12 protein-coding genes are annotated in these 13,902 nt (G+C 70.6%); 7 read left to right on the top strand and 5 right to left on the bottom strand.

Annotation, left to right across the window (positions count from 1 at the left end; all coding sequences use genetic code 11):
• Positions 1 to 11 precede the first annotated feature (11 nt).
• Positions 12 to 434 carry an ATP-binding protein gene (locus AW274_RS16185; RefSeq protein WP_062432419.1) on the bottom strand — a complete coding sequence of 141 codons (423 nt, stop codon included), beginning with the start codon at positions 432 to 434 and terminating at the stop codon, positions 12 to 14.
• Positions 435 to 535: 101 nt separating this feature from the next.
• A complete protein-coding gene (locus AW274_RS16180) occupies positions 536 to 1,303 on the bottom strand; it encodes a SigB/SigF/SigG family RNA polymerase sigma factor (RefSeq protein ID WP_062432416.1) in 768 nt (255 codons plus the stop codon).
• Between the two features lie 186 nt (positions 1,304 to 1,489).
• Here AW274_RS16180 and AW274_RS16175 point away from each other — a divergent pair, with 186 nt between their 5' ends.
• Entirely contained in the window at positions 1,490 to 1,831 is a 342-nt protein-coding gene (locus AW274_RS16175; protein WP_232320143.1) for an STAS domain-containing protein, read from the top strand.
• On the opposite strand, the gene AW274_RS16170 is transcribed toward AW274_RS16175, so the two are convergent.
• Positions 1,828 to 2,523: a GAF and ANTAR domain-containing protein gene (locus AW274_RS16170; RefSeq protein ID WP_232320142.1), complete on the bottom strand. Its 696-nt coding sequence runs from the start codon at positions 2,521 to 2,523 to the stop codon at positions 1,828 to 1,830. The genes AW274_RS16175 and AW274_RS16170 overlap by 4 nt on opposite strands.
• 68 nt (positions 2,524 to 2,591) lie before the next feature.
• Here AW274_RS16170 and AW274_RS16165 point away from each other — a divergent pair, with 68 nt between their 5' ends.
• From AW274_RS16165 to AW274_RS16155, 3 genes are all read left to right on the top strand, one after another.
• Positions 2,592 to 4,367, top strand: a complete 1,776-nt coding sequence (locus AW274_RS16165; protein ID WP_062432411.1) for a SpoIIE family protein phosphatase — start codon at positions 2,592 to 2,594, stop codon at positions 4,365 to 4,367.
• Between the two features lie 9 nt (positions 4,368 to 4,376).
• A complete protein-coding gene (locus AW274_RS16160; RefSeq protein WP_062432408.1) occupies positions 4,377 to 5,183 on the top strand; it encodes an MEDS domain-containing protein in 807 nt (268 codons plus the stop codon).
• A gap of 115 nt (positions 5,184 to 5,298) precedes the next feature.
• Positions 5,299 to 6,342 carry a glycosyltransferase gene (locus AW274_RS16155; protein ID WP_062432405.1) on the top strand — a complete coding sequence of 348 codons (1,044 nt, stop codon included), beginning with the start codon at positions 5,299 to 5,301 and terminating at the stop codon, positions 6,340 to 6,342.
• 198 nt (positions 6,343 to 6,540) lie between these two features.
• Here AW274_RS16155 and AW274_RS16150 read toward each other — a convergent pair whose 3' ends face one another.
• Positions 6,541 to 7,554 (bottom strand): PucR family transcriptional regulator, encoded by a 1,014-nt coding sequence (locus tag AW274_RS16150; protein ID WP_232320141.1) that lies wholly within the window; start codon positions 7,552 to 7,554, stop codon positions 6,541 to 6,543.
• An 83-nt stretch (positions 7,555 to 7,637) separates the two neighbouring features.
• On the opposite strand from AW274_RS16150, the gene AW274_RS16145 reads away from it, so the two are divergent.
• Genes AW274_RS16145 through AW274_RS16135 form a run of 3 tightly spaced genes read left to right on the top strand, consistent with a single transcriptional unit; the run spans position 7,638 to position 11,062 of the window.
• A complete protein-coding gene (locus AW274_RS16145; protein ID WP_062432399.1) occupies positions 7,638 to 8,549 on the top strand; it encodes a proline dehydrogenase family protein in 912 nt (303 codons plus the stop codon).
• Positions 8,549 to 10,201 carry an L-glutamate gamma-semialdehyde dehydrogenase gene (gene pruA, locus AW274_RS16140; protein ID WP_062432395.1) on the top strand — a complete coding sequence of 551 codons (1,653 nt, stop codon included), beginning with the start codon at positions 8,549 to 8,551 and terminating at the stop codon, positions 10,199 to 10,201. Before AW274_RS16145 ends, pruA begins: the two co-directional genes overlap by 1 nt.
• Before the next feature lie 15 nt (positions 10,202 to 10,216).
• Positions 10,217 to 11,062: an ROK family protein gene (locus AW274_RS16135; RefSeq protein WP_198169247.1), complete on the top strand. Its 846-nt coding sequence runs from the start codon at positions 10,217 to 10,219 to the stop codon at positions 11,060 to 11,062.
• Between the two features lie 117 nt (positions 11,063 to 11,179).
• On the opposite strand, the gene AW274_RS16130 is transcribed toward AW274_RS16135, so the two are convergent.
• Positions 11,180 to 13,057 carry a mucin-5B gene (locus AW274_RS16130; protein ID WP_157520314.1) on the bottom strand — a complete coding sequence of 626 codons (1,878 nt, stop codon included), beginning with the start codon at positions 13,055 to 13,057 and terminating at the stop codon, positions 11,180 to 11,182.
• Positions 13,058 to 13,902: the final 845 nt, after the last annotated feature.

The following is a 13,902-nucleotide window of genomic DNA, read 5'->3' as shown; positions in this document are numbered from 1 at the left end:
CGTACCCCGCCTCAGAGGGGGAAACGCATCACCACGGTCGACCCGGTCTCGCCGGTCACCACGCGCATGTCGGCGCTGAGCCGCCGGGCCACCCACAGGCCCATCCCGCTCGTCGCGTTCTCACGCGGCGGGGTGAAGCCCGGGGGCGACTCCGACGACAGATGCCAGTGGCGGCCCTCGTCGTGGACGTCGGCGACGAGGAAACCGGGTTCGAACGAGATCTTCAGCCGCGCCTTGGTGGCGCCGTGGGTGACGGCGTTGGTGGTGACCTCGTTGAGGGCGACCAGGAAGTCGTTCACCCGGTCTTCCGGCATCCCCCCGCGTCGGGCCAGCGCAGCCGCGAACTCCCGCACGTCGGGCAGATCGGCGAGGGAGAACGTGATCTCCTTCGCGGCACCCGGTGCGGGAGGCGGCGCGACGCCGTCCTCGTTCACCCGCTAACGCCTTCCCGTAGTGGCGGCACTCCGAAGAAAGATACCCCGGGTCATCACGGCAGGTTGCCCGATATCCCGGGGAATCGGGTCGAAAACCGCCATTAGGCGACAAGCTCCGCACGCAGCTGGTCGAGAACCTTCCGCAGAATCCGCGACACATGCATCTGGGAGATGTCGAACTCGGCGGCGATCTCCGCCTGCGTCATGTTGCCATAGAACCGTAGCAGCAGGATGTTCTTCTCCCGCTCCGGCAGTTCGTCGATGAGCGGCTTGACCGCCTCGCGGTCGATCAGGGTGGCGAGGCTGTCGTCGCTGTCGGGGATCACGTCGCCCAGGGCGGCCGCGTCGTCGTCGGCGCCCATCGGCGCGTCGAGCGAGAGCGTGCTGTACGCCGACGAGGCGTCCAGGGTGAGGAGCATGTCCTCCTCGGAGATCCCCATCCGCTCGGCCAGCTCGGCCACCGTCGGGAACCGGCCGTTCTCCTGGGTCATGTCGGCGACCAGGCGGTTCAGCTCCGACCGGCGCTCCTGGTAGATCCGGGGCACCCGGACGGCCCAGGTGCGGTCGCGGAAGTGCCGCTTGACCTCGCCGGTCATGGTGACCATGGCGTAGCCGCGGAAGCTGTGGCCGAGGGTGGGGTCGAAGCCGTTGATGGCCTTCATCAGCCCGACGTAGGCGGCCTGGAGGAGGTCCTCCATCGGCTCGCCCCGGTGGAGGTAACGCCGGGCGATGTCGCGGGCCATCGGGCGGTGCATCTCGACGATGATCTCGCGCAGCCGGGCGGCGCGGTCGTCGGTGGTGCCGGGCTCGTTCAGCTCGACCAGCAGGTCTTCGGCGGTGACTTCGGCGGACATCAGGTCGGCAGACATGTCGCTGTCTCCTCAGGGGAAAACGCGAGACCCCTGAAAACGCGGCAAGGCCCACGCAGACAGACGTCTCGCTCAAAGAAAACGAGACGAAGCCCTCTGCTGGACCTCTTCCGCCATAATGCCCCGAATCGGGGCGTTACACAACTCCCTGGAGAACAGTAAGGTTGCGTCGAAGGAGGCGAGGCGGTGGCAACCCTGACGATGCGATCGAGTGCCGTGGCGGATTTCGTGGTGATCCACATCGACGGGATCCTCGACGCCACCACACGCGAGCAGTTCTCCGACCACCTCGACGCGGTGGCCGACGACCACGGGCCCGACATGATCCTCGATCTGGGCGGCGTGACGTTCATGGACTCGCGGGCGCTGGGGTTGATCGTCCATCACTGGCAGCGGGCGACCGCGGCCGGCGGGCACTTCGCGCTGGTGAACGTGCAATACCCGGCCTCGAAGGTGATGTGGGTGACCGGCCTCGCGCAGCGGCTGCCCATGTTCGAGACCGTCGACGAGGCCGTGGCCGCCGTCTAGTTCTTGGCGTTCTTCTGCTGGTGCTCGGTGACCAGCAGTTTCGCCAGGTCGGCGACCTTCACCTGGTGGTGCTGGGAGATCCGGCGCAGCTCGTCGAAGGCCTCTTCGGGGCTGCAGCCGCTGGCCTGCATGATGATGCCCTTGGCCTGGTCGATCAGGGCCCGGCCGGCCATCGCCTCCTGCATCTGGGCGGCGCCGGTGAGCACGTCGTCGAACTCCCAGATGTTGGCGAGGGCGACCGTGACCTGCTCGCGCAGCAGCTCGGTCAGCGGCACGTGGTCGGCGAACACGCCCGGCCGCACCCCGTAGAGCCCGATCACCACGATCGCGCCGTCGACCTCGACGGGCAGCACGAGGATCGAGCGCACGCCGTGGCGCACGGCCGCGGCGGCGTAGCGGGGCCAGCGCTGGTCGCGCATCACGTCGCCGACCACGATCGGCCGGCCGCTGCGCAGGGCCTCCCGTGAGGGGCCTTCGCGCAGGTCGCGCTCCCGGTCGCTGACGGCGATGAGTTCGCTGTGGGAGGACGCCAGCAGGACCCGGTCGTCCATCCAGAGCTCGGCGGTGCCCCCCGCGCAGCCGGGCACGCCCCGGGCGATGGCCTCGGTAACCCCGCGGAGCACGCTCTCGGCGGAGGTTCCCTCGGTGACCCGTCCGAGGGCGGCGAGATCACGGGCGAGAATGGGAATCACAGGGAAGACCATTCCCCTAGTTTGGGGTCTAATCATCCGATGACGGATGCGAGAGGGAGCACACACCGGTGACCGACCTGGAGCAGCGGCTGGGCGAGTTCGCGGCGCGCGTCGCCGACCTGCCCCGCAGCCACGAGCTCGAGACCGCCGAAGGGCTCGTCCGCGACGCCCTGGCCGAGCTGTCCAAGGCGAAGCGACGGCGCGACGGCGGCCCCCAGCGCGAGCAGAAACTGCTCCGGCAGATCTTCCGCACCCTCCCGATCCCGGTGGTCGTGATGGACACCGGCGGGACCGTCCGCCGGATCAACAACGAGACCACCCGGCTGCTCGGCAGCCCGGCCGGATACCTGATCGGCCGCGCGTTCCCGCTGCTCATCGAGTCGTCCCGGCGGGCGACCTTCCGCGCCAGGTTCGCCGAGGCGCTGCGCAGCGAGGAGAGCACCACCTTCGAGACGCGGCTGGCCCACCAGGGCCGGGCCCACACGGTCCGGCTGGTGCTGAGCCGCCTGCGCATGCCCGGCGAGCCGCAGGAGATGGTCGCCGCCGTCGCCCTGCCGACCGACGTGCAGCTGACCGGCCCCGACAGCGGCAAGGACACCCCCGACGAGTCGCTGTTCCTCGAAGCGGCCCGCCGCCACGAGCTGTCGGCCCAGCTCACCCGGCTGCTGCTCGACGACGAGAGCCTCCGCGAGCCGGTCGCGCTGATCCGCGCGGCCCGGCTGCTGGGCGCCGAGACGGCCGACTGGGTGATCGCCGACATGGTCCGCGACGGCGGCCTCCACCGCGCCGCCGTGATCGCCCCCTCGACCCAGCCGGTGGCCAAGCTCCAGCGCGCGATCGAGTCCCTCGACCCGGCCGGCGCGCCGCTGGTCGCCCGGGTGCTGGCCACCCGCAGCGGGGTCGTGCACGAGATGCTCAGCGACGACAGCCTGCTCGGCGCCGACGTGCTGACCCAGATGAAGGCCGGCTCGCTGCTGTCGGTCCCCATCCAGTCCGACGACGAGGTCGCGGGCGTGCTGACCCTCGTACGGCTGCGCGACCGCCCGCCCTTCAGCCTGGCCGACCTGGGCCTGCTGGAGGAGATCGGGTCGCACCTGGGGCTGGCCCTGCGGGCCCAGCGCAGCTTCCAGCGCAGCTCCAACGCCGCCGACGCGCTGCGCAGCGGCGTGCTCCCCCGCTCGCTGCCCGAGGTGGCCGGGTTCGAGACGGCCGCGATCTACCACCCCGGTTCGGCCATGCGGGCGATCGGCGGGGAGTTCTACGACGTCTTCCCGATGAAGGGCGGCTGGGGCTTCGTCATCGGCGGCGCGGCCGGACGCGGCGAGGAGGCCGCCTCGGTGACCTCGCTGGTCCGCAACGGCATCCGGGTGCTCAGCGCCTTCGAACGCGACCCCGGAGAGGCCCTGCGCAAGGTCAACGACGCCCTGCTGGCCCAGCACACCGGCCTGTTCGTGATGGCCGCCGCCGGGTTCGTCCGGGGCCGCAAGGTCCGGCTGGCCTCCGCCGGGCACCACCCGGCGGCGCTGCTCCAGCCCGACGGCGGGGTGCGTTTCACCGAGGGCGGCGGGGTGCCGCTCGGCTTCGAAGAAGGGGCCGTGCCGGCCACCGAGGAACTGACGCTGGCCTCGGGAGAGACGCTGGTGCTCTACTCCGACGGCCTGGTCGGCACCCGCAGCTCGGCCGGGGAGAACTACGGCGAGGCGCGGCTGACCGAAGTGCTCGCGCGCTGCGTCAACCAGCCCCCCGCGGCGGTCGTCAAGGCCATCGAGGAGGACCACCGCGCCTTCTGCGACGACGAGGTCGTCGACGAGGTCACGGTTCTCACCCTCCGTCGTTCCCGCTAGCCTTGCCTGGTGCAGCCCGGTGACCACAGGTCCGTCGCCTACTCCGACGAGGCCGAGTTGGAGCCCGTGCTGGCCCCCTTCATCGCCGAAGGGCTGGCCGGCGCGGACAAGGTGCTGTACCTGACCGACGTGACCCATCCGGCCGTCGTGACGGGGCTGCTGCGCGGCTGGGGCGTCGACACCGACGGCGCGGTGGCCGCCGGGCGGCTCGACATCCGCCGCCTGGAGGCGTTCGACCCGGGCACGATGGTCGCCGAAGTCGCCGCCGAAGCAGAACAGGCCAGGTCAGAGGGCTATCGGGCGCTGCGGGTGACCGGCGAGATGAGCTGGGCCGTGCGGGTCGGCACCGACCGGCTGGCCGAGTTCGAGAGCGGCATCCAGAGCGTCTACGACACCGGCGCGGCGCTCGGGGTGTGCCAGTTCGACAAGCGGCTGTTCGCGCCCGGCGTGCTGGCCGACCTGCTCCGGCTGCACCGGCCCGACGGCGGCGACCTGCTGCTCGAAACGGCCCTGCTGCGCATCCGGCGCACCTTCGGGCCCGACGGCATCCAGGTCGAGGGAGAGATCGACGCGACCTCCTCCTCCGATCTGGCCCGCCAGCTCTCCGCGGTGACCGGGGCGGTTCCCGGAGATCTCCACGTCGACCTCCACGGGGTCACCTTCATCGACCTGGCCGGGCTGCGGGCCCTCGTCGACACCGCCAAGAACCTCGGTGACCAGCGCGAACTCGTGCTGGGCCCGGTGCCCGACCACGTCGGCCACCTCATCCGGCTGATCGGCTGGCACACCACTCCGGGTCTGCGCATCGACGCCTGATTCATCTGAAAACTTGCGTTTAAAGCTCTTAGGTGTACGGTAAAGACCACAACACAGTTCGTGCCTAAGACGCAGGCACACCCCTTTCATCGCGCTTATCGCCATGAGGTGTGCCATGCATATCGCCATCGTCGCCACGAACAACCTCTCCGTCACCGCCCCCGCCGTCGCCCGTGAACTGGGCCGGGGCCACGAAGTCACCGTCTACACGCGGGACGACGCGCAGATCAAGGGCGTCCGGGTCGAGCGGGTGCCCGCCGGTCCCGACAAGGACCTCTCCGAGAGCGACCTGCTCCCCTACATCTCCGACTTCAGCGACGGCCTCAAGCGCCGCTGGCACGCCGAGCGCCCCGACGTCATCCACGCCCACTCGTGGACCGGCGGCCTCGCCGCCATCGCCGGCTCCGACGGGCTCGACGTCCCGGTGACCCAGACCTTCCACCACGACGACCGGCCCTCCGCCCAGGTGCTGCGCCTGGAGCGGGCGATCGGCCGCCGGGCCCGCGCGGTCATCGCGACCTGCGCCGGCGAGGAGTCGCAGCTGATCCAGATGGGCGTGCCGCGCCGGAACATCTCGATCGTGCCCGGCGGCGTCGACATCGAGCGCTTCAAGCGCCAGGGCCCGGCCTTCCCCCGCGACGGCCGTCCGCGCCTGCTCCACGTGGGCGCCACCGGCGCGGGCGCCGTGGTCAACTCGCTGACCTCGATCCCCGACGCCGAGCTGGTCGTGGCCGGCGGCGACGACCCGGTCCTGGAGCGGCTGCGCATGCTGGCCCGCTCCCGCGGCGTCGAAGACCGGCTGACCCTGCTCGGCCAGGTCCCCCACAACGCCATGCCGAAGCTGATCCGCAGCGTCGACGTCGCCCTGTCGCTCCAGCCGACCGTGCCGGCCGGCACCGCCGCCCTGGAGATCATGGCCTGCGGCGTCCCGGTCATCGCCTCCGCGTCCGGCGCCCACCTCGACTCGGTCGTCGACGGCGTGACCGGCTTCCTGGTCCGCCGCCCCGCCGAGGTGACGGCCCGCATCCGCGACCTCCTCGGCGACCGCACCCTGCGCTCGGCCCTCGGCTACGCCGGCGCCGACCGCGCCCGCTCCCGCTACTCGCTGGAGCGCGTCAGCCAGGAACTCCTCCGCGTCTACGAAAGCGCCTGCGCCTGAGAACCTCTCCCCTGAGGGAAAGAACCGAGCGCCCGCGATGCTCCGGCCATCGCGGGCGCTCGGCCCGTTTATTTCGCTTTTCCGTTACGGCTCCGCCTGGCCGGCGCCACCCGCCGTCGGCGGCGGGCACCGCAACCGGCGCCGACCGGCCGCTTCGGCGGCCTTGGCGACGAACGCCCCATTGGCGCCTCGACGGGCTTACAACCTTCGCGCCTTCAGCGACAGGTGCAGGAGCAGGCGGTCCTGGCCGTCCGACAGGTCCTTGCCGGTGAACTCCGCGGCGCGGCCCAGGCGGTAGTAGAGGGTCTGGCGGTGGATGCCCAGCGCCGCCGCCGTCTTCTGCACGTGGCCTGCCCGGTCGAGGTAGGTCTCCAGCGTGGTGGCGAGCTCCTCCGGGAGGGCGGCGGTCTCGGCCGCCAGTTCCGCGAGTTCGTGGTGGGGCAGCCTGACCAGGTAGCGGTAGACGCCCAGTTCCGACCAGTGGGCGACGGGCCTCCCTGTCTTCTCGGCCACCCGCAGGGCGTTCAGGGCCTCCCGCCAGCTCTCCCACGCGTCCTCCGGGTCCTGGCGGGGGTCGCCCGCGCCGACCGGGACGCCGTACATCTCGGTCAGGCGGGCGGCCGCCTCGCGGGCGCGGACCGGTGGGGCCAGGAACGCCGGATGGGCTCCCGCCTGGCCGGTCAGCACGTCGCGCGGGAGCGACCAGGAGATGGGCACCTCGGCCGGGCCGGCCGCGACCGCCAGGGCGACCAGGGGGCCCTCGACGCCCCGGGCGGCCTCGGCGCGGGCCTGCGGGTTCGGGGAGAACAGGTCGTCGAGGGGGGCCCGCCGGATCTGCGCCTCGTGGGCGAGGGCGGCGGCCAGGCGGGCGAACAGGGGGCCGGCCCGGTCGAGCAGGGCGTCGGACAGGCGGCCGCTGTCGAGCAGCCACAGGTAGCCGTAGGTGACGCCCCGGTGCCGCAACGGCACGCAGACGCGGGCCAGGAAGCCGGGGGCCTCGGGGATGCGGACCGGGTGGTCGGCGGTGGCGATGCCGTACGCCTCGAAGTGGGCCTTGGTCGCGGCGGTGGCGCGACGGCGGAGGATGGACTCCTGGCGGACCTCGTCGACCACGCCGCTCTGCACGCCGTAGGCCACCAGCTCGAAGGCGCGGTCTTCGACGGTGACCGAGGCGTCGAGCAGGCGGGCGATCTCGTCCACCAGGTCTTGCATGCGAACATTATTGTGCATTTGTCTGAAGAGACTTGGCCGGATGTCCGTGGAAGGGTACTTTCCGGGCGAATTACGCTGTGTGCATGCTCGGTTCCACGCTCCTCGCCGTGTCGAGGAATCCGCTCGCGCGCAAGGCCGTCACGGCCCTGCCGCCAACCCGGCGCGTCGTCGACCGGTTCGTCGCCGGAGAGGCCACCGCCGACGCCGTGGCCACGGTCGAACGGCTCACCCGGTCGGGGCTCATGGTCACCATCGACCATCTGGGCGAGGAGGTGCGCGACACCGACGCCGCCGTCACCACCACGAAGGCGTACGTGGAGCTGCTCGACGCGCTCGCCCCGCTGGGGCTGGGCCACCGGGCCGAGGTCTCGGTGAAGTTGTCGGCCGTCGGGCAGGCGCTCGACGACGCGATGGCCCTCGAACACGCCCGGGAGATCTGCGAGGCGGCGCTCGGCGCGGGGGCGACGGTCACCCTCGACATGGAGGACCACACCACGGTCGACTCCACCCTGGGCATCCTGCGCGAGCTGCGGACCGACTTCTCCGACGTGGGCGTGGCCGTCCAGGCCTACCTGATGCGCAGCGAGGCCGACTGCCACGACCTGCGCGACTCGCGGGTCAGGCTGGTGAAGGGCGCCTACCGCGAGCCGGCGTCGGTGGCGTACCAGAAGAAGAACGACGTCGACCTGGCCTACGTGCGCTGCCTGAAGGTGCTGATGGCGGGCGCCGGGCACCCCATGGTCGCCACCCACGACGACCGGCTGATCTCGATCGCCGAACTGCTCGCCGACCGGCACGACCGGGCCCGCGACACCTACGAGTACCAGATGCTCTACGGCATCCGCACCGACAAGCAGCAGGCGCTCGCCAACTCGGGCGCGCTGGTCCGCGTGTACGTGCCCTACGGCGACGACTGGTACGGCTACTTCATGCGCCGCCTGGCCGAACGACCGGCCAACGTGGCCTTCTTCCTGCGTTCCCTTGGGGGTAAGTGATGGACGCCGTCTCCACGGTCCCGGTGCCGGTCAACGAGCCGGTCCGGTCCTACGGCCCCGGCAGCGCCGACCGCGCCATGCTGGAGGGGCGGCTGAAGGAGCTGGCCGCCACCAGCATCGAGCTGCCGATGACGATCGGCGGCGAACGCCGCATGGCGGGCGGCGCCCCCATCCCGGTGGTGCAGCCGCACAACCACGCCTCGGTCCTCGGCACCACCAACGACGCCACCCCCGCCGACGTCCAGGCGGCGATCTCGACCGCGCTGGCGGCGGCCCCGGCGTGGCGGGCGCTGAGCTTCGACGAGCGGGCAGCGATCTTCCTGCGCGCCGCCGAGCTGCTCGCCGGGCCGTGGCGGGCCACCCTGAACGCGGCGACCATCCTCGGCCAGTCGAAGTCGGCCCAGCAGGCCGAGATCGACGCCGCCTGCGAGCTGATCGACTTCCTGCGCTTCAACGTGGCGTTCGCCCGGCAGCTCCTCACCGAGCAGCCGGTCTCCTCCCCCGGCGTGTGGAACCGGATGGAGTACCGCCCGCTTGAGGGCTTCGTCCTGGCGATCACACCGTTCAACTTCACCGCCATCGCCGCGAACCTGCCCGCCGCGGTCGCGCTGATGGGCAACGTCGTCGTCTGGAAGCCGTCGCCCACCCAGCAGTTCGCCGCCCACTTCACGATGGCGCTGCTGGAGGAGGCCGGCCTGCCCCCGGGTGTGATCAACCTGGTGACCGGCAACGGCTCGGCGGTGTCGGAGGCGGCGATGACCCACCCGGCGCTGGCCGGCGTGCACTTCACCGGCTCGACGTCGACCTTCCAGCACCTGTGGGCGACCGTCGGGGCCAACATCGGCCGTTACCACGCCTACCCGCGCCTGGTCGGCGAGACCGGCGGCAAGGACTTCGTGCTGGCCCACCCCTCGGCCGACCCGGCCGCGCTGACCACGGCGCTGATCAGGGGCGCGTTCGAATACCAGGGCCAGAAGTGCTCGGCGGCGTCGCGGGCCTACGTGCCGCGCGCGATGTGGAACACGATGAAGGACGACTTCGTCGCCCTGGCCGAGTCGCTGACCGTGGGCGACGTGGCGGCCGACCTGTCGACGTTCATGGGCGCCGTGATCGACGCCCGCGCGTTCGCCAAGCACAAGACCGCGATCGACCGGGCGCGGGCCGCCGACAACATCGCGGTCCTGACGGGCTCCTACGACGACTCCACGGGCTACTTCGTGAAGCCGGCGATCCTGGAGTGCGGCGACCCGACCGACGAGATCTTCACGACCGAGTACTTCGGCCCGATCCTCGCCGTCCACGTCTACGACGACTTCGACGCCACGCTCACCCAGCTGGAGTCGGCCACGCCGTACGCGCTGACCGGCGCGCTGATCGCCCGCGACCGCTACGCCATCGCGGCGGCCTCGGAGAAGCTCCGGTACGCCGCCGGCAACTTCTACGTGAACGACAAGCCGACCGGCGCGGTCGTCGGCCAGCAGCCGTTCGGCGGCGCGCGGGCCTCGGGCACCAACGACAAGGCCGGCTCGATCCTCAACCTGATCCGCTGGGTCAACGCCCGGACGATCAAGGAAACGTTCGTGCCGCCGATCGTCCTGCCGCCCTATCGGGGCGACATCCCCCAGTCCGGCTGGCAGCAGCCGGAGCTGTAACGGCAGACTGTGCGGGTGATCAGGTACGGAGCCGTCGAAGCGGGCGGTACGAAATGGGTGTGCGCGCTCGCCGACACCGACGGAAAGATCGTGGCCACCGAGGTGGTCCCGACGACGACCCCCGACGAGACCATCCCGGCCGCCGTCGACTTCTTCCGGCGTCATCCCGCCCCAGCGGCGGTCGGCGTCGCCACGTTCGGCCCGGTCGACCTGTCGACCGGGCACATCACCGCCACGCCCAAGCCGGGCTGGTCGGGGGCCGACGTGGTGACGCCGTTCCGTGAGGGGCTGGGCGTGCCGGTCGGGCTCGACACCGACGTCAACGGCGCGGCGATCGGCGAGTGGCGCTACGGGGCGGGGCGGGGGCTGCACACGCTGGCGTACATGACGGTCGGGACCGGCATCGGGGTCGGCGTCGTCGTCGACGGCCGGCCCCTGCACGGGCGCACCCACCCCGAGGCGGGCCACATGCTGGTCCCCCACGACACCGCGCGCGACCCGTTCCCGGGGGTCTGCCCCTTCCACGGCGACTGCCTCGAAGGGCTGGCGTCCGGGACGTCGATGCGGGCCCGCTGGGGCCGCCCGGCGCAGGAACTGGGCGACGGGGAGCCGTGGGAGCTGGAGGCCGACTATCTGGCGAAGGCCGTACACAACCTGGCCTCGACCCTCTCCCCCCAGGCCGTGGTCATCGGCGGCGGGGTCGGCGGCCGGCCGGGCCTGCTCGACCTGGTGCGGGCCCGCGCGGCCGACCTGGCCGGCGGCTACCCGCTCGACACCCTGGTCTTCGCGCCGGGGCTGGGCAACCTGTCGGGGGTGACCGGCGCGGCCGAACTGGCCCGCCAGGCGCTGAACGCTACCTGAGGACCGGCGACCCGGCGGTGACCTCGGCCCACCGGTGAGGGGCCCATCGGCCATGCCGGAGGAACGCGGACCGCGCCCCCGGGTCCGTCTGAGGTCCCGGGGGCGCGGCTGGATCTGCTAGTCCTTCGGCACGTAGAGCCGGATGTTGTCGATGCGGGCCTGGCCCTCGCCGACGTTCGTGTACGGCTCGCCGATGACGAAGTAGTCGGGGTAGGCCGAGCCGGCCGGCCACTGGTTGTCCCACGTCTTCGAGCCGAAAGCGCCCGACGCGCGGTGCGAGGTGTTGAACTGGCCGTTGTACTCCTCGGCGTCCACGTTGTAGTGGAAGATCGGCACGTTCGCGCCGATCACGCCGGCGTCGTCGTCGATGAAGCCCCGGGTGTACCGGTAGGTCTGCTTGCCGGGGACGTTCTTGAAGACGCCGCTGACCTCGAGCGTGTACCCCTCCGGGGTGCGCTCGATGGCGAACGCGTAGTCCTTGTGGGGCATCAGTTCGGGCTGCAGCTCCACGGCCGACTTCTGCACGCCGGAGACCGGCCGCCGGTCGCAGCTCGTCACGAACGTCTGCGACTGGCCGAGCGAACCGGTGAAGTAGAGCATGTTCACCGTGGTCTTGTTGCTCTGGTCCCAGGGGTACTTCACCCCGGTCTGCGGGTTGCAGACGTCGTAGCCGTTGGTGTTCCGCGACGGGGCCGGGCTGAACTGGTCCATCAGCACCTTGCGGTGCCAGTGGTACATCGCCAGGTTCCGGGGCATCGCCGGGAAGTCGAGGATCGACATGAAGTGGAAGGCGTTGTACGCCTCGTTGCTGTCCTCACGCACCGAGCGGGTGGCGCAGGGGTCGGCCGGGTCGATGTCGTTGGGGTTGCTGACCCACGGGTAGAAGGTCTTGCACTCCCCGAGCTTGTACCCGTTGTACTTGCCGTCGTAGAACAGCGAGCCGTTGCGCAGGCCGCCGAAGTCGAGCGTCTTGAGCTCGTACTCGATGCGGTAGTACTTCGGCAGCGGCTCGGTGTTGCGGATGATCGCGCCGCCCGTGTAGTGAGGCACCGTGATGTTGGCGACGGCGCCCACCGTGTCGAGCTTCTCCGTCGAGATCGACGGACGTTCGGCCGTGTCGGTGTAGCTGTCGTCGACCCGCCCGCCGCTCTCACGCGTGGAGAGGGACGCCGTGAGCCAGCCGTCCTTGCCGAACTCGGTCTCCTGCCGGTACGTCCGCATGGTCGCCATCGACGCGTCGAACTCGGGGCCGAGCTGCAGACGGTAGAGGTCGCCGTTGTCGTCGTTGTAGTCGTCGACCGGGTCGCTGTAGTCGTCGAGCACCCACGGGCTGGCCTCGGTGCGGATCTTCTTGTTGAACGGCTCGTCGTACTTGAGCCGCCAGCGGATCGGGGTGGGCTCCGGATCGGGATCGGCCGCCGCGCACGGCGGGGTCACGCCGTCGTCCTGGACGATCGTCAGCTTCACGCTGCTGAAGGTCACCCCGGTCGTGCCCGCCTCGACGCGGAAGTCGGCGCCGCCGTTCTCGCGGTTGGAGAACCGGGCGTCCATCAGCTCGAAGCCCGCCGTCTTCCACGTGTTCGACCCGGTGCGGTTCACCGAACCCGTCCCGGCGTACGCGCTGGTGGTCGAGTCGTACTGGACGCGGAAGGTGGCACCGCCCTCGTCGAAGTAGTCGACCATCAGGCACGCGACGTAGGCGCCGTTGAAGGCGATCGTGTCGTCGACCTGGAAGTACATGTGCTGCGCCGGCGCCGAGGTCTGCACGGTCCTGCGCGCGTTCCGCCCGCCGACCGTCACGGGCGCGGTCGTGCCGTCACCCTGCTCGATCTGCCGGAGCCCGCTCTCCTGGTTGACCTCGCCCAACGTGATCGAGGCGACGGCCCCGTCAGCGGCGGCCGACGTGGGGGCGTAAAGCAGGGACGCCCCCAGGGTGACCACGCTCAGGGCCGCCGCGGCCGAGCGACGTCTGCGATTGCGAGTTGCTGCTCTCATTGTTTCCTTTTCCGTTGAGCAAGGCGTCCGTCCGGCCCCGTCGCGTCCGCGCGCGGTGACTCCATGGGCCGATCGGGGTCATCGATCGTGGGCTTCTCGGTCATGGTGACGTCGACGAGCCGGCACCGGCCTCTCACGGACGCCGACCTCGCTTCGGCATTCCTGTCATCACCATTCGAATAACTCGAATCCTCTTCGATTTTCTACCTATCACAGCCTTGATAAATGCGACACACCTTGTCAAGGGCTTGGATTCGCGGACTTCCCACGATTCATTCGAGAATGTCGAATCCGCGGGCGAATGGTTACGCCGCCGGCCGCAAGGGAGGACAGGCCCCTGCCGCACGTCGAGCACGAGCCCGGCCACCAGCAGACGCGTGCTTGCTCGCCCGGCCGTTCGGCAGGAATGGCCGGCCGATAAGCGAATCAGAGAAATTCAAGGGGCCATGCATCGATTGGCTAAAGCCAGAGATCACACCCGCGCGGCAATAATGCATTTTCACAAAACCGCCGGAGCAGATGAACAGTGATCATCTTGGCGCGGAGGGCGGACCCGTCAATCGAGCAGGCCAAAAGCCCTCAGCCAGCCCTGAGCCATGCCGCACGTGCCCGATCCCAATTGCGAGGTGGAATGGCAATGGCACCCAGGGCCTTGTGGCGATCGGGGCATGGCGGGCGTAGGAGTCGTTGCCGCCTTATCGGCAGTCGGATTGCCGGCGATGACCGCGTGGTGCCTGTTGAAGAAGTGGCGATCTCGCCGACAAGGGCCGTGCGGCATGGTCCGAGAACGCCGTAATCCCTCCGACCCGCCAACACGCAGCGGGCGCCGGCCGGGGTCGGGGGCG

Source organism: Herbidospora daliensis (assembly GCF_001570585.1).
GTDB classification, from domain to species: domain Bacteria; phylum Actinomycetota; class Actinomycetes; order Streptosporangiales; family Streptosporangiaceae; genus Herbidospora; species Herbidospora daliensis.
Note: the sequence above shows the minus strand (reverse complement) of the source record. Positions and strands in the feature narration are given on the sequence as shown.

Coding starts and splice junctions, on each gene's coding strand:
- AW274_RS16130 (WP_157520314.1), bottom strand. CDS start 13,057: ATGAGAGCAGCAACTCGCAATCGCAGACGTCGCTCGGCCGCGGCGGCC.
- AW274_RS16150 (WP_232320141.1), bottom strand. CDS start 7,554: ATGCAAGACCTGGTGGACGAGATCGCCCGCCTGCTCGACGCCTCGGTC.
- pruA (WP_062432395.1), top strand. CDS start 8,549: ATGGACGCCGTCTCCACGGTCCCGGTGCCGGTCAACGAGCCGGTCCGG.
- AW274_RS16145 (WP_062432399.1), top strand. CDS start 7,638: ATGCTCGGTTCCACGCTCCTCGCCGTGTCGAGGAATCCGCTCGCGCGC.
- AW274_RS16180 (WP_062432416.1), bottom strand. CDS start 1,303: ATGTCTGCCGACCTGATGTCCGCCGAAGTCACCGCCGAAGACCTGCTG.
- AW274_RS16155 (WP_062432405.1), top strand. CDS start 5,299: ATGCATATCGCCATCGTCGCCACGAACAACCTCTCCGTCACCGCCCCC.